Genomic DNA, 19,272 nt, shown 5'->3' on the forward strand with positions numbered 1-19,272 from the left:
TATAATTATTTCTTCAACATTTTCCTTGCATGGCTGTGGCGACGTCCATACAGGAAGTAGACGATCATTCCGATAGCCATCCAACCTATTAACCTGATCCATGCATCTAAAGGTAATGAAGCCATTAGGGCGAGGCAGCATAATGCTCCCAGGATGGGGACGAATGGAACCCACGGTGTTTTGAAAGCTCGTGGCATATCGGGTTCTTTCTTTCGTAGAATAATAATTCCTATGCTTACAATGATGAAAGCCAGCAGGGTCCCGATAGAAACCATATGTCCGAGCATATCGATAGGAAATAATCCAGCCAGGATTCCTGCTGCAATCCCGATGATGATGGTGGTGATATGGGGTGTCCTGAATTTTGGATGCGTTTTAGATAAGTTTTCCCAGAGCAGGCCGTCTTTTGCCATGGTGTAGAATACCCGCGATTGCCCGAGCAATAAAACCAGTACTACTGAACTCAATCCAGCAATCGCACCGATTTTGATAATGGGGCGCAACCAGAACAGTCCCTGCCCTGCGTTATCGATCGCCACAGCGATAGGAGCCGCCACATTTAATTCCTTATAGTTCACAATGCCGGTGAGTACCAGTCCAACTGCTATATATAAAATTGTACATATCAGCAGGGTCCCGAGTATCCCTATCGGCATATCCCGTTTGGGATTGATGGCTTCCTGAGAGGTGGTGGATACTGCATCGAAGCCGACGTATGCGAAGAAGACCACTGCGGCTCCAGCGAGTATGCCTGACCATCCGTATTCTCCCCACGTGCCGTTATTTTCAGGAATGAAAGGCTGCCAGTTTTCGGTATTGATATAAGATATCCCAAACCCGATGAAAAGTAGAATCACAATCACTTTGATCAACACGATGATGTTGTTGAACTTGGCAGATTCTTTTATGCCGACCACTAGTAATGTGGTAGTAATGGCGACGATGAAAACGGCAGGGAAATTAATGATAGTTCCTGTTACATACCACCCGTCAGGCCCATAGGCGAATGGTCCCTGACAGATTACCGCAGGTAAATGAATTCCGAAGTCGGCCAGAAAACTGACTACATATCCCGACCAGCCCACGGCTACAGTGGAGGCTCCGAAAAGATATTCCAACACAAGATCCCACCCGATAATCCATGCAACAAATTCACCCATGGTGGCATAACCATAAGTATATGCGCTTCCCGAAATAGGTATCATGGATGCGAACTCGGCATAACAAAGCCCGGCTAAAAGGCACCCGAATGCAGAAAGAATAAACGAAACGGATATTCCCGGGCCGGCATGTATGGCTGCGGCAGTTCCGGTCAGCACGAAAATTCCGGCACCTATTACAGCTCCTACACCCAGCATGACTAGATTTGGTGCCGTTAAGTGCCTTCTCAGTTGGTTGTTAGAACTTTCGGCTTCATGCTGGAGCTGAGTGATATTTTTTTTGACAAATAAGTTTGCAGCCATAAGGGTTTAATTTGATGAAAGATGTTAAAATGACTTTATTGATTTCAAATGATGCTATAAATTGCAAAAATAATATTTTTTTGATTTTTTATTCGTTTGAACGAAAGAAAAATGAAATTAATAATCTGTCGGTATTATTTTTGTGATATTGAAACCGATTCTATGCAGAACCATCGATGGTATTTTGAAGGGTATGACAATTATTCCATTCATTCAATTCATCCCGATTTTATCGTTTTTCCATCCTCTTTGATTATCTTTGTGACCTGAAAAATTTCTTTTTTTGAATTAACGTCATCTATAGGCGTTCCAACCCACGGTTATACAATATGCACGAAAAAATTATCATCCTCGATTTCGGTTCGCAAACCACGCAGCTGATCGGTCGCCGCGTAAGAGAATTGAACACTTATTGTGAAATAGTGCCTTACAATAAATTCCCATTTAATGATGAATCGGTAAAAGGAGTAATCCTTTCGGGAAGTCCTTTCTCTGTGAATGATGCCGATGCTTTCAAAACCGATTTAAGTGAAATTCGCGGTCGTTACCCGGTACTGGGTATCTGTTACGGTGCACAGTTGATGGCACAGTCGGCAGGGGGAGCCGTGGAGAAAAGTGATAGCCGCGAGTACGGGCGTGCCCGTCTGAGCATTACAGATAAAAATGATCCATTGTTGGGATTTATCACTTCGGAGAGCCAGGTGTGGATGTCTCACGGCGATACAATCGTGCGTATACCCGATGGTTTCGGGGTGATTGCTTCTACGGACGATGTTATGCTTGCTGCTTATAAGGTAGATGATGAAAAGACCTGGGGAGTACAGTTCCACCCCGAAGTATTTCACACCGAACGGGGGACAGAGGTATTGGATAATTTTTTGAAAGTCTGTGGTATGAAGAAAGATTGGACGCCTGCCTCATTCATAGAGACCACCGTCGAAGAATTGAAAGAACAGTTGGGCGACGATAAGGTAATCCTGGCCCTTTCGGGAGGTGTGGACTCGTCGGTCACGGCTGTATTACTTAATAAAGCGATTGGGAAAAATCTTACCTGTATCTTTGTTGACCATGGCTTGTTGCGTAAGAATGAGTTCGATACTGTGTTGCAGAACTACGAACATCTTGGACTGAATGTGATCGGTATAGATGCAAAAGAATATTTCTATAGAGAGCTGGCGGGCGTAACTGATCCCGAGCGTAAGCGAAAGATCATCGGAAAAGGATTTATCGATGTTTTCGATAGGGAAGCCCATAAGCTGGAAGATATCAAATGGTTGGCTCAGGGTACTATCTATCCCGATATTATCGAGTCGCTCTCTATTACCGGAGTAACTATCAAGAGTCATCATAATGTAGGCGGCCTGCCTGAAAAGATGCACCTGAAACTGTGTGAACCCTTAAAACTTTTATTCAAGGATGAAGTGCGCAGGATAGGGTTAGAGCTGGGTATGCAATCCCATCTGATCCACCGCCATCCTTTCCCGGGACCGGGATTAGGAATCCGTATTTTGGGAGATATCACACCCGAAAAAGTACGTATCGCACAGGATGCCGACGATATATTTATCTCGAATCTTCGTGCAACCGGACTGTATGACAAGGTATGGCAGGCCGGAGCCATTTTGCTGCCGGTACAGTCGGTGGGTGTGATGGGAGATGAACGGACTTACGAAAACACAATCGCATTGCGGGCCGTGACATCGACAGACGCCATGACAGCTGATTGGGCACATCTGCCTTACGAATTCCTTGCAAAAGTATCGAACGAAATTATCAACAAGGTGAAAGGCGTCAACCGGGTAGTGTATGATATTTCGTCCAAGCCCCCGGCTACGATAGAATGGGAGTGAGTTTGATGTTTAATTGTTGAACTGGTTGGGTAGATTTAAGAATCATGCCAGGCTATAAATATAGTTTTGAGAAGCTGGATGTTTGGTAGGATGCAAGGCAGTTTGTCGTTAAACTGTATCGGCTAACAGAATCTTTTCCGGCAGACGAAAAATTTATTCTTTGTAATCAAATTCAGCGGGGAGGGATTTCTGTTGTGTCAAATATAGCCGAAGGTACTTCCCGCGGATCCTTTAACGAAAAAATCCGTTTTCTTGAAATAGCTTTTGGTTCGTTGATGGAGGTTTACAGCCAGTTGATAATAAGTTTTGACTTACACTATATTTCGGAAGAAGAACTAACCAGCGCAAAAAATGAAATAGACAAGATTTCAAACAAACTGAATGCGCTAAAAAGGAGTTATGCTAAATAAATAATTCCCTCCAACGATTAAACAGTTTAACGATTCGACGATTTAACAATCACTTTAGCTCCGGATATGCAATGCGCGAATGATACATGGTGACCAGTTTCTCCACGAAAGCATCTTTTACGATCTGTATATCCCTGAACGTAATAGGGGCTAACTTGAAATAACCTTCGGCCACTTGGGAGTCGATGATTTTGTCGACCAGGTTGCGAAGAGACTCTTCGGTATATTCGGACAGGCTCCGCGATGAAGCTTCCACCGAATCGGCCATCATCATGATAGCAGTCTCCTTCGAGAACGGATTGGGCCCGGGATAACGGAAATCAGCCTCATTGGCTTCCTTGCCCGGATTGGCATTTTTCCAGGAGATATAAAAGTATTTAGGCATACTGGTCCCGTGGTGCGTTTCAATAAAATCTATAATCTGCTTCGGCAGGTTATTTTTTTGTGCTAATTTCACTCCATCCCTCACGTGATTGATGATGATGCGTGCACTTTCCTCAAAGGGGAGCCCTGCGTGCGGATTTATTCCCGGCGATTGATTTTCGGTGAAGAAGGCAGGATTCACCATCTTCCCGATATCGTGATACAACGCTCCTGTTCTTATTAATGAAGCGTTGGCTCCTATTTTTATTGCAGCCGCCATACCCAGGTTTGAAACTTGCAGTGAATGCTGAAAAGTTCCCGGCGCTTTTTCGGACAGTTCTTTCAATATCGGTTTATTGATGTTCGACAATTCGATAAGGCTTACTCCCGATATGAATCCGAAAGATTTTTCGATGAGATATACCAGGGAATAGGAGAACAATATAAAAATGAAATTGATGAAGAAATAGAGAAATATAACCGGGTCAATCTTGTTGATATTCCCTTCCTGATGCATGACCAACCCGATATACATTAAGCTGTAGGCAAGCAGGATGAAGAATGAACTGCGTATTAGCTGATAGCGTTCCGAGAGCTCTTTCAACATAAATATCGATACCATGGCAACCGCAATCTGTATAACCACAAATTCAAACGGGAACGGAACCATCAGCGAGCTTAAGATAATGGTAATCAAACTTGCAAACAATGCCGTGCGGGAGTCGATAAACGTCCTTATCAGGATGGTGACTATGGCGTACGGGATAATATATACGTTGAAAAGGTCAAGTTGGCTGGTAATTGCCGTTAGAGCTACAAAAGAGGTAATCAGCAGAAGCATAAACATGACGTGCTGCCTGTTCCTGTATTCGTGCGGCCTGAAGAAAAGCAGGTATGCGTAAAATGCCCCGAACAGAAGGATTACAAGCAAGAGTTGTCCGAAAATCGTCCATCCGTTGTTGCCGGTTCTCCCGCTTCGCTCTTCCGTCACTCGTTTTAACGAATTCAATACCTTGTAAGTTTGAGGGCTTACTATCTCTCCCTGATCTATAATGCGCTGTCCTGCCTGCACCATCCCTGTAGAGGGGGATACCTGCTGGATAAACTCTTCCCTGGCTTTTTCGGATGTGGAAGCATCGTACACAATATTTTCGCGAATATATTTATTGATGTCTGCCGACCGTATCATTTCGGCGTCCATACTCTTGGGGGTATTATGGAGAAGTTGCTCATAGGCCGATTTAATGGTGTTGAACGTTTCCACGCTTTTTGATTCGGCTAAATTCCCCTTTCTTAACCGCATAGATTGCGTTTCGGAAATGAAGACCTTGTCGTAATCCTCCGAACGCATGATCCCCGACTGATATATCTTCTGCAAACTGTTTCTCAGATAGAGAATATAAGCAGGAGGCAGGCTTTTTAGTTTCGTGTTCAGGTTGACATCGGCATCAAATTCGGCCATCGCGTTTTTTTCAATATTCTCGTCGATGGTGTAATACGGTTCGTAAAAACGCAGGATACTGTCTTGTTCGGTTTTCAGTTGATCCGCAGGTTTATAAACAGGAAAATCGAACGGAGCAGTCAAAAGTCCATACTGCCAGGGCCTTCCTTCGCTGAACGAATACTTGAAATCTCCTTGCCGGGGAAACAACAAAGTGACAAGTGCAATTGCCAGTATGAAAATAGCAGGTACAAAAAAACGGGTTCTTAGTCTGAATTTTCTTTTTGACTTCCGGTTCATAAATTCGAATAGTTGTTTGTTATTTAATCACTCTCCGCAACAGGAACCTCCTGTATGGCCTTTCTTAACCGGCCTATGGTTTCCTGCTTCCCGATAAGGGCCGAGATATCGAACATGTGCGGCCCTTTACATTCACCAACTACCGCCAACCGGAAAGTATTCATAACGTTTCCGAGGGGATAATTGTTTGTCTCAATCCATTGCATTACTGTTTTCTCCTGGTTTTCGGAAGAAAAATCATCGATCTCCTGCAACACGCTGATCAGTTCGGCCAGCTGTGCGGGAGTCTCTTTTTTCCAGCGTTTCTTCACCGCTTTTTCGTCGTATGAAGTCGGGGCGATAAAGAAAAATGACGCCTGCCCCCACAGTTCTTTCACAAAATTGACGCGTTCCTTTACCAGTCCGATCACCTTTGCGACATATTCTTGTTCGCAGGAGATATTGTTCTCTGTAAGAACAGGTTTAAACATCTCTGCAAGAATATCGTCAGGCGTTTTCTGAATGTATTTGTGGTTGAACCATTTGGCTTTTTCAAAATCAAATTTTGCACCGCTTTTACTGCAGCGGTCAAACGAAAAGGCGTTTACCAGTTCATAGAGGGAGAAAATCTCCTGCTCTGTTCCCGGATTCCATCCCAGCAAAGCCAAAAAGTTTACCACTGCCTGTGGCAAATACCCGCTTTCGCGGTATCCCGACGATACCTCACCCGATTGCCGGTCTTTCCATTCCAATGGAAAAACAGGAAATCCCAAGCGGTCGCCGTCACGTTTGCTCAGTTTCCCGTTGCCTTCGGGTTTGAGCAGGAGCGGTAAGTGGACGAATTGCGGCATGGTGTCCTCCCAGCCGAAACTTCTGTAAAGCCACACGTGCAGGGGCGCTGAAGGCAGCCATTCTTCCCCGCGGATAACGTGCGTGATCTCCATAAGGTGGTCGTCCACCACGTTGGCCAGGTGGTACGTGGGCAGCTCGTCGGCCGATTTGTAAATCACTTTGTCGTCGAGAACCGAGGAGTTGATCACCACTTCTCCCCGAATCAAATCGTTCACGGTGATATCGATATGGGGTTCAATTTTTATACGCACCACATATTGCGTTCCGTTACCGATCAGCTCTTCCACCGCTTCGGCGGGTAACGTCAGCGAATTTCGCATATGAAGCCGGGTAGTGGCATCGTATTGAAAATTGGGTGTTTCGTTGCGCTTGGCGTTCAACTCTTCGGGTGTGTCGAAGGCCATATACGCCGTTCCATTTTCCAATAACTGCCCGACGTACTTTTTGTAAATATCTTTTCGCTCCGACTGCCGGTACGGTCCGAACTTTCCTCCTTTGGAGGGGCTTTCGTCGTAAGGCAATCCTAACCAATCGAATGCCTCCTGAATATACTCTTCCGCCCCGGGAACAAACCGGGCGGAGTCGGTATCTTCAATCCGTAGGATAAAATCGCCGCCTTGTTGTTTGGAAAACAGGTAGTTGTATAATGCCGTGCGTACTCCGCCGATGTGAAGCGGCCCCGTAGGACTGGGGGCGAAGCGTACTCTTGTTCTTCTGCTCATAATTTAGATGTTGAGGTTACAAAGGTAAGAAAAAAAGACAAGACATGTAAAAAACTACCCTTTAAACAAGAAGAGACTGATTCTTGTTATCGAAACAGTCTCTTAAGGTTAGCTTGTTTTTATCCGCTATTGTTGTCCACTGTCATAGTACAATATCCAGTCAGCTAACTGGAACAATCCCGAGCCATGATTTGCAGTTACATTAAGCCTGTAATGAGTATAAGCAGTTCTGTTCGACATTAGGAAAGAAATTTTGTATCCTCTTTGAGGAAATTTTGGGAAATTAGTCTGTCTGTCCAGCACAGTCCAGGTAACGCCGTCATCAGATCCTTCCACCGTCCAGTCTTTTGGGTCCCTGCTATCATCATCATTTGCGGATGTCAGTGTATATTTTGTAGCGGCGAAAGTGCGGTCCATTTTCCACATCATCCAAGCTTTATTTTGGAATGTAAGGTATTTAGTCACAGGGTCATTGTCGATTAATTTATCAACATTTTCATTTCCATGCCCTGGAGAGTTATTGTTACTTTCACTTATTTTTCCAGAAATTGTCATGAGATTGATTACTATAGGCTGTACAACTACCGTCTGGGAGTTTGTCAACCAAATTTTATCCACGGAAGTTAAATTTCCAACAATGGGAAAGACGGATACTTTATAATCGAAAGTATATTCTCCCGGTGATAAGAAAGGTATTCCGAGTGCAGCAACTGGAAGATCAACCTGAGGTTTTCCCTCCATATCCGGTAATTGAACTTTACCTGATTGGGTAAATCCTCCGGCTCCGGAAACTGTATATTCGATATCCCCGGCAAAACGCATGAGGACGTTTGTAATACCAATCACAGAAATATACTGATCGGCGCCAATAACTTGAACAACAATAGAGGGTGGGGTCAATGCATTCACAAAAGCTTGTGAGACAGGAAATGCAGTGATAGAGGTAGGAACAGATATGTTTTTCTTTGCATCAAGTGTATAAACAATGAATTCATAACCTGTACCAGCATCCAAACCTTCGATACTTACCGAATCTACTAAAGTTTCATACGTTACAACTGTGCTGTCGGCGCCATAGATAATTTTGATCGATTTGGACTTTTGATCTTTCGGATTATTCCAAGCCAGTACAACCCTCTCAAATCCCGGATAGACACGTAAACTGTCAATCTTGCCCGAATAATTGTATTCTTCGAGATATTGTTTGAAATTATCCTCCATGCTGTCACATCCGTAATTGCTTAATAATGCAAGAAGGATGCTAACTATTATTGTTGATTTTATTTTCTTCATATTGTAAGTTTTTGAAAATTTATGCATTAGCTGGTTTACTCCCATCCTTCTTTAACCCCTGTCAAGGTGGCAGGATCATCTATCATGCTCCCATCTGCTTCCGTGCCGAAAACCGTTATTTCTGATGTACATCCCGAGTTTCCGTTACCGTATTGTTTGATACCTTTATAACGTAAGTAACGGAAAGGTTTTGTAAATCGAGGATTTTCAGGATAAAACATATACTCATGACCGTCTCTGGCTTCATTCCTTGCCTCTATCACGTTGGAGGGTTGTGTAATCTTATATCTTCCCACATATTCCCATCCATCAAAAACGCCATCAGCAGGATCTTTATCATCACTAATCCAAATGTCCCATATTTCCACGTTTTCACCTCCATAAAGCATTCCCCATGCATTGCGCTGCCATATTTTGAATCGGCTTCCTTTAATTTCCCGACCCATGTCGATAAAATAGGAAAATGGATACGATTGCGGACCAGTATGAAAATAGTTCAGATTAAGTTTGGGCTCATAGTCATATTCATTGTCCCAGAATTTTTCAATACGCCCTTCATAATATGTTTCTCGGGCGTTCTTCATACTATCGTCCCGCCAAGTGCCTCGATATGCTTCCAACGGTACTTGATCAAACGGATTACTGCTGCTGTTGTAGTCCCATTTATTTCCGTACAGGAGATTATTCCGCAAGAAAGACCACTGTTTTTTTGAAATTGGACCGTCCATTAAAGGTGTTAGTTGCCCGAAATCTTTAGTTTCCGTTTTATTTTCATAAGTATCTCTGATATGGATACTTACCGAGTGTGGCAAGCCTTTTAGATTTTCGATGATATAACGGTCTTTCGCGAGATTAGAAGCATATATTTTTGTTGCTTTTGTGTCTCCTACTTTAACATCCACATAAATAGTTATATTTTGTCTCAATACATTTGTCCAATCCAATACAAGTGACGAAAATCCCGGTTGAACCTGAACTGTTTCCAATACAGCAGCAGTTGTGGGCGCTAATGGAGTTACTCGTTGAATCACTGGTTGGGACTCGTTTGCGTTTCTGTCTACCGAGAATATTTTCACTTCGTATTCTTTTTCCTGACCGAATCCTTCTATGAACAGCGTGTCTGAATAAACACTGCTTGTCTTGGATATTTTCTTACCTGTATCGATAATGTATTCAGCCCTGGTATAAAGGAAGTCTTCATCATCGGGTATGGTATAAGTGAAATAACCGCCTCCATATAATGGTGTGAAAGTTACGTTTGTCACCTGGCCGGGAGGTGTGGCGTCCACTTGCAATGTATCACCACAACTATTGAGCAACGAAATAGTTGCCATTGTTATTATAACTGAAAAATAATGTATAAATTTCATATGCTTTTAAAATTAATATTTTATAAATTACCATCCAGGATTTTGTATTAAGTTAGGATTTCTGTTTATATCTGACAGGGGTATAGGCATTAAATAATCGCGTGGTGTCTGCCACACACGGGGTTGTAATGTCATCAAAACATAAAATTGTGCCGGATCTACGCCTGTAGTGTTCCAACCCTTCATAGGAGTGAGGAAATACCTGTCGGCTTCCTTCCATCGTAATACATCGAAATACTTATGTCCTTCAAAAGAGAGTTCAATTATCCGTTCGCGATGGATAATATCACGTAAACCTTCTTTGGTAAGATGTTTTCCGGGAGTTTTTACAATGTTGGCATCGCTCCATACTTCTTCTATAGGCTTTAAGCCACCAGTTGCCCGGATTTTGTTTAAATAAGAGTAAGCTTCCGGGGCAGGACCGTTGTATTCATTGTATGCTTCGGCATACATTAAATAAAGATCAGATAAGCGAAGGATGGGATAAGGAAATTTCACTACACGTGCCCAGTGTCCTGTGCCTGACTCGGGATGGACCAGCTTTTTCACACCAATACCTGTCCAGTAAAAATCGGTGGTATGTTGCGAACCCCGCCCTCCCGGAAATTCATTGTAGCGCATTTTAACGTCATTGGCCATGTCGTGAGTTCTCCAGATGCTTCTGTCAACAACCAGCCATGCATAGAATCGAGGTTCCCTATTCAGGTGTAGTTTAATCGTTTTTTCTCCCGACTGCATATATCCTTTATGATAGTTGTCTTCCGGCACGTCTGTAATCTCGAGTCTATTGTCGTATTCAAATGTTTTATCGTCCTCAATAGGCACACCATTTCTTGAATAATAAAGTTCGTCCATCCTGTAGTCAGCACCTAGCCATTGCCAGGCATAGCTGGCAGTGGTGGGTTCCGCAACGGAACGCATGTTAGTGGCGTGTGCAAATCCCCCCTGTCCTTCATAATCCAAACCGGAATATCCCCACAATAACTCATCGTTCCATGGAGCTACAATGGAGAAACGTTTATTGTAAGCATATTGGATAATTTCGGATTTTTTGAAATTATCCACGTCCCAGAATTTGGGTTGCCCGGTAAAGGTGTAGAGTTTTTTACCGCGAGCTTCTGCATAATCAATGGCTTCCTTAATTCCGTCGAGTGCTTGTTTCCATTTTTCGGGTTCGTATTGCATGGGGAAGTAGGTATTACCTCCTTTGTTCTTAAAATTACTGAAATATTCGGAGTTACCATTAAATAAAGGACTTGCGCGTGTCAATAGTATTTGGGCTTTGATAGCGCGGGCATTTATTTGGTCGATCTGCCCATAATAGGCATTATCGCGTTCCACAGCAAGTTCCGCCTTGGGATTTCCGTTTGCATCGTATAAGACTTCATTAATTAGCTTCAAGGAGTAATTAAAGCAAGAATCTATAGTTTGCCTCTCCTGACGTACTTCTTCTACTTCAGAAAAAGGTTCCAAGTTCTTATCGGCAATAACAATTGGACCGTATAAACGGGTCAGGTAAAAATGGTAATACGCTTTCAGAACTTTCACTTGGGCTATCCAGTCGGCGCGTTCGGCGGGAGTAATATCGGGTACGTTTTCAATATTTTCGAAAAAGATATTACATACCCTAATGCCTTGGTATAAAGATATGGCTCCTCCCCCTCCACTCCAATAGTTCAGAATGGGATCGTTGGAATTGTTCCATCCGCGCATCAATTTCTCACCTCGTGTGTTTCCACGGGCATCGGCTACTTCTGCATCCAGCCGGCCTACCCATTCGTCGCCTGCTAGTGACATGGATTCGTGGAGTTTTTCATAATTGGGCATATACCTATAGCAGGTAGATAAGGCGCTCAAAGCCTTGTCTCTATTCTCAAACAAGCTGCCTACTTCTACCGTATTGTCCGGAACAATATCCAAGAAATCGCAGCGGGTAAACATTAAGGATAATCCTATAATAAAACTTATAGCTATTATTTTTGATCTCATATTTGTGTTGTTATTAAGTAAATATTAAAAAGTAACATTCAACCCGACGTTGTACACACGTTGTAGCGGGTAAGCTAATCCGTTTCCTCCCATTTCCGGATCCCAGAGTTTAAAGTCGGATAGGTTAAACAGGTTCTGTCCGGTAAAATAAACACGCACCATGTTGAAAGGTATAGGTTTGAACCACTTGTTGGGCAGTGTATAGCCTACCTCCAGTGTTTTTAAACGTAAAAAGCGCCCGTTTCGAAGCCACCATGTTGAATTTTGCTGACTGTTGTTCTGATTAACGGTAGCAGATAAACGGGGCCAAAATGCGTGTGATACTGGGTTATTGGGGTTCCAATGATCGTCGGCAATGATTTTTAATGCTCCTCTGTGTCCTGCAAAAGGAGCTATTCCGAACTTGTCATCTCTTCTTGCGTTGGGATCGATAAAAAATGAAACCCTGTCCTGTCCCTGAAAGAAACAGGATAAGTCTAAATTTTTATATCCACCCGATAGACCAAATCCATAATTGATTTCGGGAACCGTAGGGTATCCTATATGTACTTGGTCATCCGAATTTACTCTTCCATCGCCGTTTATATCCTTATACTTAATGTCTCCTGCCTGCGGAATACTTCCCAGTTCTTGACGAGGTGAATTGTTTACATCAGCCTGGTCAATAAACAACCGTTCTGCTACATACCCTTTCCAAGTGTTGATGGGCCATCCTATATCACTCAAATAAGGCCAACGGTATTCTGGTTCTTCGTTTTCCACGTATTCGTTGTGTGCGTAGGTGAAGTTAAATCGTCCGGTAATCCATGCATCTTTGTTGAAAGAATAATTCAAGTCAATGGATCCGTCCCAGCCTGCACTTTTTACTTTTCCCACGTTTCCATATACATTGCTGGTCAATCCCATAGTGGCGGGCAGGTTGGCGCGTGCCTGATAAATCTGTTTCCTGTCTTCGGTGAAATACTCAAGGATGACTTTTAATGCGCGGTTTTTGAAAATATCCACCTCGAATCCAACGTTTTGTTTCTGCGCAATCTCCCAAGTGATCATCGGGTTGGCATAACGGTTGATGTTAAATCCTCCGTAATACGAGTTGAAGTCTTTTCCCCAACGGTATCCTCCGGCACCCGATATGTCGGAGAGGAAGAAGAAACGGTCTGCTGCTCCGGCAATCTGGTCGTTTCCTACCCTTCCCCAGGAGTATTTCAGCTTGAAATTGGGCAAAATATTTTCGAGCGGACTCCAAAAGGGCTCGTTGGATAAGATATAACCTACTCCAAAAGCAGGGAACAGCCCCCAACGGTGCGATCTGTCGAATTTTTCTGATCCGGTGTATGTTAAACTTACTTCAGCCAGGTATTTTTGCATAAACCCATAATTGAGCCGGGCGCGGAGTCCTTGATTGCGTTGGGGAAGTGTTCTTTGGATTGTTTGATCTTCCGGTTTATAGATGCCGGTGTTTTTACTTTCTTCCTGTGTGTAAATAAGCAGTCCGCTAAGGTCGTGCATATCATTAAACGAGTTAGCATAAGTCAAGCCGCCTTCCATATATACCCTGAATTCACCTTCACGAGTAATAGTCGGATTACCCAAAGCATCTGTTCCTTTATGTACTTGTTGTAACACATAAGTATCGGTAAATTCATCGTAGCTTTTTATATTATAGAGATAAGGATCATATGCTCTATAATTTTCATATCTGTTATCGTTTTTGATGGATATTTTTGCTCTTGCCATTAATCCTTCTAATATAGGATCCATATTCTGGTCGATAGAAAATTGTGAGGTAATGCGCCCCATTGAACCATCTTTGTATCCGCGGACCATTCTGGCAAAAGGATTGATCATACCACCAGTGGCATCCGAGCCGAATAACGTATGTTTCACGTACGCGGTTTTTTCATCCGGCAAGTAAAATTTCGGGAATTCGACCGGGTTAGTGGCTACCACACTGGCGAAGATTTCGTTTGTGTTATCAAGTGGACCGGTGAAGTTCTCGAAAATGGAGTTCATATTGATATCCATCTTGGTTGTCGGGGTTAAATCCATAGTTATATTAGCCAAAATGTTAAATCTGTCAATAGCAATGTTATTTTTGAAGTTATTCAGCTTATTGTCTTTCAGAATACCGGTGTCTTTATCGTACGAAACAGCTAAATAGTACTTAACCACACTACCTCCCCCCGTGATGTTCAGGTTGTAATGCTGATTCATGGTATTGGGTTTAAACATGATGTCGTACCAATTCAGATTAGGATAAGCATATTCATTGAGGTTATCAATTGTGTTCTGAATCTTTTGTGCACTGTAATAAGGTTCTAATAAAGGATTGTCATTGAACTGAGCTTCATTATACAAATTCATATATGTTACACCATCCACTGTTTCCAATATCTTTGTGGGAGCGGACATTCTGGCGTCAGCGCGGAAGGAAATCTTCGGCTTTCCTGCAATTCCTTTTTTAGTGGTAACCATAATAACCCCATTGGCACCTTTAGAACCATATAAAGCTGCTGCGGTGGCATCCTTCAGGACGGCGAACTGTTCAATATTATCAGGATCTACACGGGCTAAGTCGGTAGAACTCACTTCAAATCCATCCAATAAAATTAATGGACTACTGGCGTAGCCGAAAGTGGTAACACCGCGCACAAAAAACTGGGCATTGTCGTTTCCCGGCTCACCACTTCTTTGGTAAGAGATTACACCAGCCAAACGGCCAGCTAAGGCTGTAGTAAGGTTGCTTGAAGGAACCCTCAGTTGCTTAGGGCTTATCGTTTCAATGGATGAGACAATACTTTCTTTTTTTTGAGTGGCGAAAGCCGTGATGGTTACCTCATCGAGTAGCTCAACGTCTTCTGCCATGGTAACATTCAGGGTTGTAAGATTGCCCACAGAAATTGTCTGAGACTTCATTCCCACAAATTGAAGTCTCAGTTCTTCGTTGGGAGCTGCTTCAATGGAATAACGGCCGTCAGCGTCTGTGATTACACCTCCTTGCCGTCCCAGCACTTGTACTGTCACTCCGGGTAAAGGATCGCCATGGCTGTCTGTTACAATCCCTGTAATGGCTCTTCGGGTTTGCTGCACTTCAAGCTTTTCCGGTCTCTCTTTTTTGGAAGTTGCCTGAGCATATGGTGCAAACGACAAAAGAAATAAACACAAAAACACACCACTTAGTTTAAAAAATGTGTTTGATGCCTCTGTCTTTTTAAGATTTAGGCAGAATAGATTTTTTTTGTTCATGCAAATGAAGTTTTTGAATTAAAAATTAGTAAATCATTATTTACACTTAGTTAATTAATAGCCTATGTGAAAAGATTTGAAGAGGAGACAATTGACCTGTCAGGGATAAGTCACTCTCCATTCCATCTCACTAAGCTGATTTGTCTTGAGAGAATATTTTTTCAGAGGCTTATCCTTTACATTGCTCCAACCCTCAGCCTCCAGTCTAACAGCGTCGTACACATAAATATATATGTATCCTTCAGCACTTTTCATTACCTGTTCCCAACAGGACAATGTGATCCCAATTCGGATTTTCCGGGTTTTTCCGGCCTCTATTTTGTAATCTGTTGCATGAGTAGGGCTTGAAGGATCATAGTTAAGAAATCCGTCTTTCAGGGTGGATACATAATAAATGGTTGAAGAAGACTTGTTTTCTAGATACATAGAATCATGACAATCGTCAAATCCTTTACCACATGTCGTTGTAAAAAGAATAATTACAACAATGATTAAATTAACAAAATTTGTTTTTATCATTTTAATTTAAATTATGATCTCAATCTTCACGAAGAAAATAAGAAGTTTTAACGTTTTGTGTATTGCTGTGTTTGAGAGTGGAAGCAATACAAACCAGTTATAGTCTTTGGACTTTTGAGTATGTAAAATGCATGGGCTCGTAGCTCTTTGGGCGTTTTTGAGGCACCAAGTATTGTGTCTCGAAAGAATGTTGGTGCTTTCTGAGTGTCTCGAATATGGATAGGTATATGAAAAAGTGGATCTCACGCCTTGGAGCACTGCAAGGAGTGAAGAAAAAGAGATGAAAGTGTTAATATATGTTAACGGGGGAGGGGGGGTAAATACTAATACTAATCCTAAGCGGCAATAAATTCACTGCCAGCATTGAAGTTTTAATATGATATTTTCTACCTGTTTTCACATTGATTCATTTACCTTTTCAGGAAAATTACCCACTAATTTCAAGATATAAAAATAACTTTAATTGAAAATAGGAGTGTTCAATTTTTGCAAAGATAGCTAATTTTAATTATTTGCGAGCTTTTTAATGTTAAAATTTATTTTTTTTAGGTTTGAGTAGGATTCTCTTGGTTTTCACAACCACAACCTTGCCTCGTTGCCCATATTAAATACCAGGTCGATGATACTTGCATTTTGAATGAATCCCAGCTTCTCGCGGAAAACCTGGTAATAAGGCTTAGTCGTGAAATCGGACAGGCGTTTCGGGTGGATCGTTTCCCGGTAATCGGAAGTTCCTTCCGGTATTTCAACAATATACTCCGATGAAAGCCTGGTAGGTGTTTCTATCTGCAGCCAACCGCAGACGAGTTCATGAAGCTGAAGGTTAAAATCGACGAGAAACGGAATTTCCTTTTCGTAGAACGGTTGCAGTTCATCGGCGTAATACTCGAAAAACGGAGTGGAATTGTAGGCTGACAGGATGGCATTCCAGTGCAGATGCCGCCAGTTGCCGTGATCGGCAATGCGGATCTCTTTCATCCGGCACTTGGGTGAATCCGGTTTTTCGATGGGAATGCTCAGTGGGATCAAGCCGTTGGCGCCTACAATGTTGCACCGGTTCCGGTACGATTGCTTTTGGTAGTTTTCGTGAATCTCGATAACCGCGTTTTGGGCGCGAAAAAGAACCGAATAGTATTCGATGGAAGCCAGGTAGAAAGAGGAAAACAAACAGCTACCGGGGCGGTTCATTTTTTCGCACTCCTGAACAACCTGTTCCACCTGATTTTTCCGTTCAGCCAGCCTTTGTCTTTTTCCAGGGAGAGCCAGATCAGCATCGGCTGTCCCACGATATGATCTTCGGGAACAAATCCCCATACGCGGGAGTCGGCGGAATTGTGGCGGTTATCCCCCATCATGAAGTAGTAGTCCATCTTAAAGGTGTATGAGTCTGCCTGTTGCCCGTTTATATATACTTTCCCGTCACGAAAAGAAAAATCGTTTCCTTCGTAATTTTTTATGCAGCGCTCGTAAGCTGCCGCTTTAAAGGCCACATCGGTATCGAAGGTAATGATAGCCCCTTTTGCGGGAATCCAAAGCGGCCCGAAATCGGCTCGAGTCCAATTGGTTGGATAGTTTAAGGGATAATAATAACTCGATCCGGGCTGTTCCACATCTTTTATCACTTCCCACACGAAAGGTTTTTCTTTCAGTTTTGTCAGCATTGCTTCGGTCAGAGGAATATTGTAATAGATTTTTCCGTTGTTGCCGTTGCGTTGTTTTAATCCGTAATTAGCCATAGTCAGGCTGTCGATACCCGTTAAATCCTGCATTTTGGCGGCAACCTGTCCGTAACTGTTCGGCATCGTGTAGTCGTCTTTATTGATGCCCAGTTCCTGAAAGATATTTTCCGAAATAATCGTCCCGTCGGTATGAATCATATAAGTTAACTGCGATAATTTCGGGCTCGGGATGAGTTTCCCATCGATATAAACACTGTCGTCGCGCACCTTGATGGTTTCACCGGGAAGCCCGATACAGCGTTTCACGTAATTTTCGCGCCGGTCAACCGGACGAAAAACCACTTCGCCGTAGGTTCTCCGGTCGGAACGTATTCCCGCGCTTCCGTTGGCATTGTACTTAGAAAGGGTATAAAAATCAACTCCCTGCTGATTCAACGCCACTGTATCTCCGGCAGGAAAATTAAAAACAACAATATCGTTTCGTTTCACTTCTCCAAATCCTTTTAGCCGGTGGTATCTCCACTGCGGTTTATCAATGTATGATTTTCCGCCGATTATCGGCATGGTATGCTGTGCCAGCGGAAACGATAGGGGCGTGATAGGCGCACGAGGCCCGTAGCTGACTTTGCTGACCGCCAGAAAATCACCTACAAGCAGCGATTTTTCCAGGGATGACGTGGGAATCTGGTAGTTCTGGAAGAAAAAAGTATTGATAAAGTAAACCGCTATCAGGGCAAACAGAATAGCATCCACCCATTCCATGGTTTTGCGGACGGCTTTGTTTTCGGATTTCTTCCACCACGACCACGATACAAATTTAGTGATGTATATGTCGAAAAAAAGCGGGATAAACAGCAATATCCACAGGTTCTCCGCCCAAATGGAGAAAAGGATGGTGAGAAGTGTCCATACGCCAAACCATATCCATTGATACTGTTGAGCAGCGGAGATGCGCGTGTTGATTTTATTCATCGTTGTATGTTTTTTGCAGTTGTTTAATCGGTTGAGGTTCTCTATCTTCTTTTTAGAGGATTCAAGGATGCAAATTCAGCATATCTTCCATTCCCAGAAAGCCTTTTTTCCCTTTTGTGAATTCGGCAGCCAAAACGGCACCGAGGGCAAATCCCTTTCGGCTTTTGGCATCGTGGGTGATGCGTATGCTGTCGGCTTCCGATTCATAGATGACGGTGTGAATGCCGGGAACTTCTCCTTTGCGAAATGCAGTTATCTCCAGTTCGTTTTTATGATCGGACTTATTGAGCGACCACACTTTTTTCCTGTCCAGGTTCCCTAAGATGCCTTCGGCAAGAGTAATGGCTGTCCCGCTGGGCGCATCCAGTTTATGGATGTGGTGCGTCTCTTCCATTCGCACGTCGTAATCGGGGAATTGGTTCATTATTTTTGCCAGATAACTGTTTAGTGCAAAAAAGATATTTACACCCAAGCTGAAATTGGAAGCGTAAAAGAAGGTTTGCCCATCGTTTTCACAAGCCGCTTTTATTTCATTCAAATGTTCCAGCCACCCGGTTGTGCCGGACACTACGGGAACGTTTGCTGCGAAAGCTTTGCGGAAATTCTGCAAAGCACTCTCGGGCGACGTAAATTCAATGGCTACATCGGCGCTTACGAATTCGGGAGAGTCAAATTTATCGTTCTCGTTTATGTCAATGGTACAAACGATTTCGTGGCCGCGCTGCCGGGCGGTTTTTTCAATCTCGTGCCCCATCTTTCCGTATCCGATTAATGCAATCTTCATCTTATGTAACTGTTAAAAACGCAAAAGTACAAAAATAGAA

At 43.1% G+C, this 19,272-nt stretch carries 12 protein-coding genes and 1 pseudogene; 2 read left to right on the forward strand and 11 right to left on the reverse strand.

The genetic code is table 11. The annotated features are described in order from the left end of the window. Positions 1 to 5: 5 nt before the first annotated feature. A complete protein-coding gene (locus VB073_RS16140; protein ID WP_323405219.1) occupies positions 6 to 1,463 on the reverse strand; it encodes an amino acid permease in 1,458 nt (485 codons plus the stop codon). A gap of 329 nt (positions 1,464 to 1,792) precedes the next feature. On the opposite strand from VB073_RS16140, the gene guaA reads away from it, so the two are divergent. After that, positions 1,793 to 3,313 (forward strand): glutamine-hydrolyzing GMP synthase, encoded by a 1,521-nt coding sequence (gene guaA / locus VB073_RS16145; protein ID WP_323405220.1) that lies wholly within the window; start codon positions 1,793 to 1,795, stop codon positions 3,311 to 3,313. A gap of 104 nt (positions 3,314 to 3,417) precedes the next feature. Next, a pseudogene (locus VB073_RS17535) lies at positions 3,418 to 3,723 on the forward strand (four helix bundle protein); the annotation flags it as partial. 49 nt (positions 3,724 to 3,772) lie between these two features. Here VB073_RS17535 and VB073_RS16150 read toward each other — a convergent pair. The 10 genes from VB073_RS16150 to dapB all read right to left on the reverse strand — a co-directional run bounded on the left by VB073_RS16150 (position 3,773) and on the right by dapB (position 19,232). Further along, entirely contained in the window at positions 3,773 to 5,827 is a 2,055-nt protein-coding gene (locus VB073_RS16150; RefSeq protein ID WP_323405221.1) for an HDIG domain-containing metalloprotein, read from the reverse strand. A 23-nt stretch (positions 5,828 to 5,850) separates the two neighbouring features. Further along, on the reverse strand, positions 5,851 to 7,383 hold the full coding sequence (gene gltX, locus VB073_RS16155) for a glutamate--tRNA ligase (protein WP_323405232.1): 1,533 nt from the start codon (positions 7,381 to 7,383) through the stop codon (positions 5,851 to 5,853). 123 nt (positions 7,384 to 7,506) lie between these two features. Beyond that, positions 7,507 to 8,673 carry a DUF4998 domain-containing protein gene (locus VB073_RS16160; RefSeq protein ID WP_323405222.1) on the reverse strand — a complete coding sequence of 389 codons (1,167 nt, stop codon included), beginning with the start codon at positions 8,671 to 8,673 and terminating at the stop codon, positions 7,507 to 7,509. Between the two features lie 35 nt (positions 8,674 to 8,708). Further along, the gene (locus VB073_RS16165) at positions 8,709 to 10,007 is read right to left on the reverse strand and encodes a DUF4959 domain-containing protein (protein ID WP_323405223.1); all 1,299 of its coding nucleotides are present in this window, start codon (positions 10,005 to 10,007) and stop codon (positions 8,709 to 8,711) included. A 63-nt stretch (positions 10,008 to 10,070) separates the two neighbouring features. Next, entirely contained in the window at positions 10,071 to 12,032 is a 1,962-nt protein-coding gene (locus VB073_RS16170) for a RagB/SusD family nutrient uptake outer membrane protein (RefSeq protein ID WP_323405224.1), read from the reverse strand. 24 nt (positions 12,033 to 12,056) lie between these two features. Next, on the reverse strand, positions 12,057 to 15,197 hold the full coding sequence (locus VB073_RS16175; protein WP_323405225.1) for a TonB-dependent receptor: 3,141 nt from the start codon (positions 15,195 to 15,197) through the stop codon (positions 12,057 to 12,059). Between the two features lie 180 nt (positions 15,198 to 15,377). After that, positions 15,378 to 15,797 carry a hypothetical protein gene (locus VB073_RS16180; protein ID WP_323405226.1) on the reverse strand — a complete coding sequence of 140 codons (420 nt, stop codon included), beginning with the start codon at positions 15,795 to 15,797 and terminating at the stop codon, positions 15,378 to 15,380. Between the two features lie 573 nt (positions 15,798 to 16,370). Next, the gene (locus VB073_RS16185) at positions 16,371 to 16,985 is read right to left on the reverse strand and encodes a WbqC family protein (RefSeq protein ID WP_323405233.1); all 615 of its coding nucleotides are present in this window, start codon (positions 16,983 to 16,985) and stop codon (positions 16,371 to 16,373) included. After that, the gene (gene lepB, locus VB073_RS16190) at positions 16,982 to 18,427 is read right to left on the reverse strand and encodes a signal peptidase I (RefSeq protein ID WP_416349567.1); all 1,446 of its coding nucleotides are present in this window, start codon (positions 18,425 to 18,427) and stop codon (positions 16,982 to 16,984) included. Before lepB ends, VB073_RS16185 begins: the two co-directional genes overlap by 4 nt. Positions 18,428 to 18,509: 82 nt before the next feature. Then, on the reverse strand, positions 18,510 to 19,232 hold the full coding sequence (gene dapB / locus VB073_RS16195) for a 4-hydroxy-tetrahydrodipicolinate reductase (protein ID WP_323405228.1): 723 nt from the start codon (positions 19,230 to 19,232) through the stop codon (positions 18,510 to 18,512). Positions 19,233 to 19,272: the final 40 nt, after the last annotated feature.

Origin of the sequence: Proteiniphilum sp., from assembly GCF_034927365.1 — a bacterium.
Taxonomy (GTDB): Bacteria; Bacteroidota; Bacteroidia; order Bacteroidales; family Dysgonomonadaceae; genus Proteiniphilum.

Bases quoted from the DNA above. Each gene is read 5' to 3' on its own strand.
- VB073_RS16140 (WP_323405219.1), bottom strand. From the start codon at position 1,463: ATGGCTGCAAACTTATTTGTCAAAAAAAATATCACTCAGCTCCAGCAT.
- guaA (WP_323405220.1), top strand. From the start codon at position 1,793: ATGCACGAAAAAATTATCATCCTCGATTTCGGTTCGCAAACCACGCAG.
- VB073_RS16150 (WP_323405221.1), bottom strand. From the start codon at position 5,827: ATGAACCGGAAGTCAAAAAGAAAATTCAGACTAAGAACCCGTTTTTTT.
- VB073_RS16160 (WP_323405222.1), bottom strand. From the start codon at position 8,673: ATGAAGAAAATAAAATCAACAATAATAGTTAGCATCCTTCTTGCATTA.
- VB073_RS16165 (WP_323405223.1), bottom strand. From the start codon at position 10,007: ATGGCAACTATTTCGTTGCTCAATAGTTGTGGTGATACATTGCAAGTG.
- VB073_RS16170 (WP_323405224.1), bottom strand. From the start codon at position 12,032: ATGAGATCAAAAATAATAGCTATAAGTTTTATTATAGGATTATCCTTA.
- VB073_RS16180 (WP_323405226.1), bottom strand. From the start codon at position 15,797: ATGATAAAAACAAATTTTGTTAATTTAATCATTGTTGTAATTATTCTT.
- VB073_RS16185 (WP_323405233.1), bottom strand. From the start codon at position 16,985: ATGAACCGCCCCGGTAGCTGTTTGTTTTCCTCTTTCTACCTGGCTTCC.
- dapB (WP_323405228.1), bottom strand. From the start codon at position 19,232: ATGAAGATTGCATTAATCGGATACGGAAAGATGGGGCACGAGATTGAA.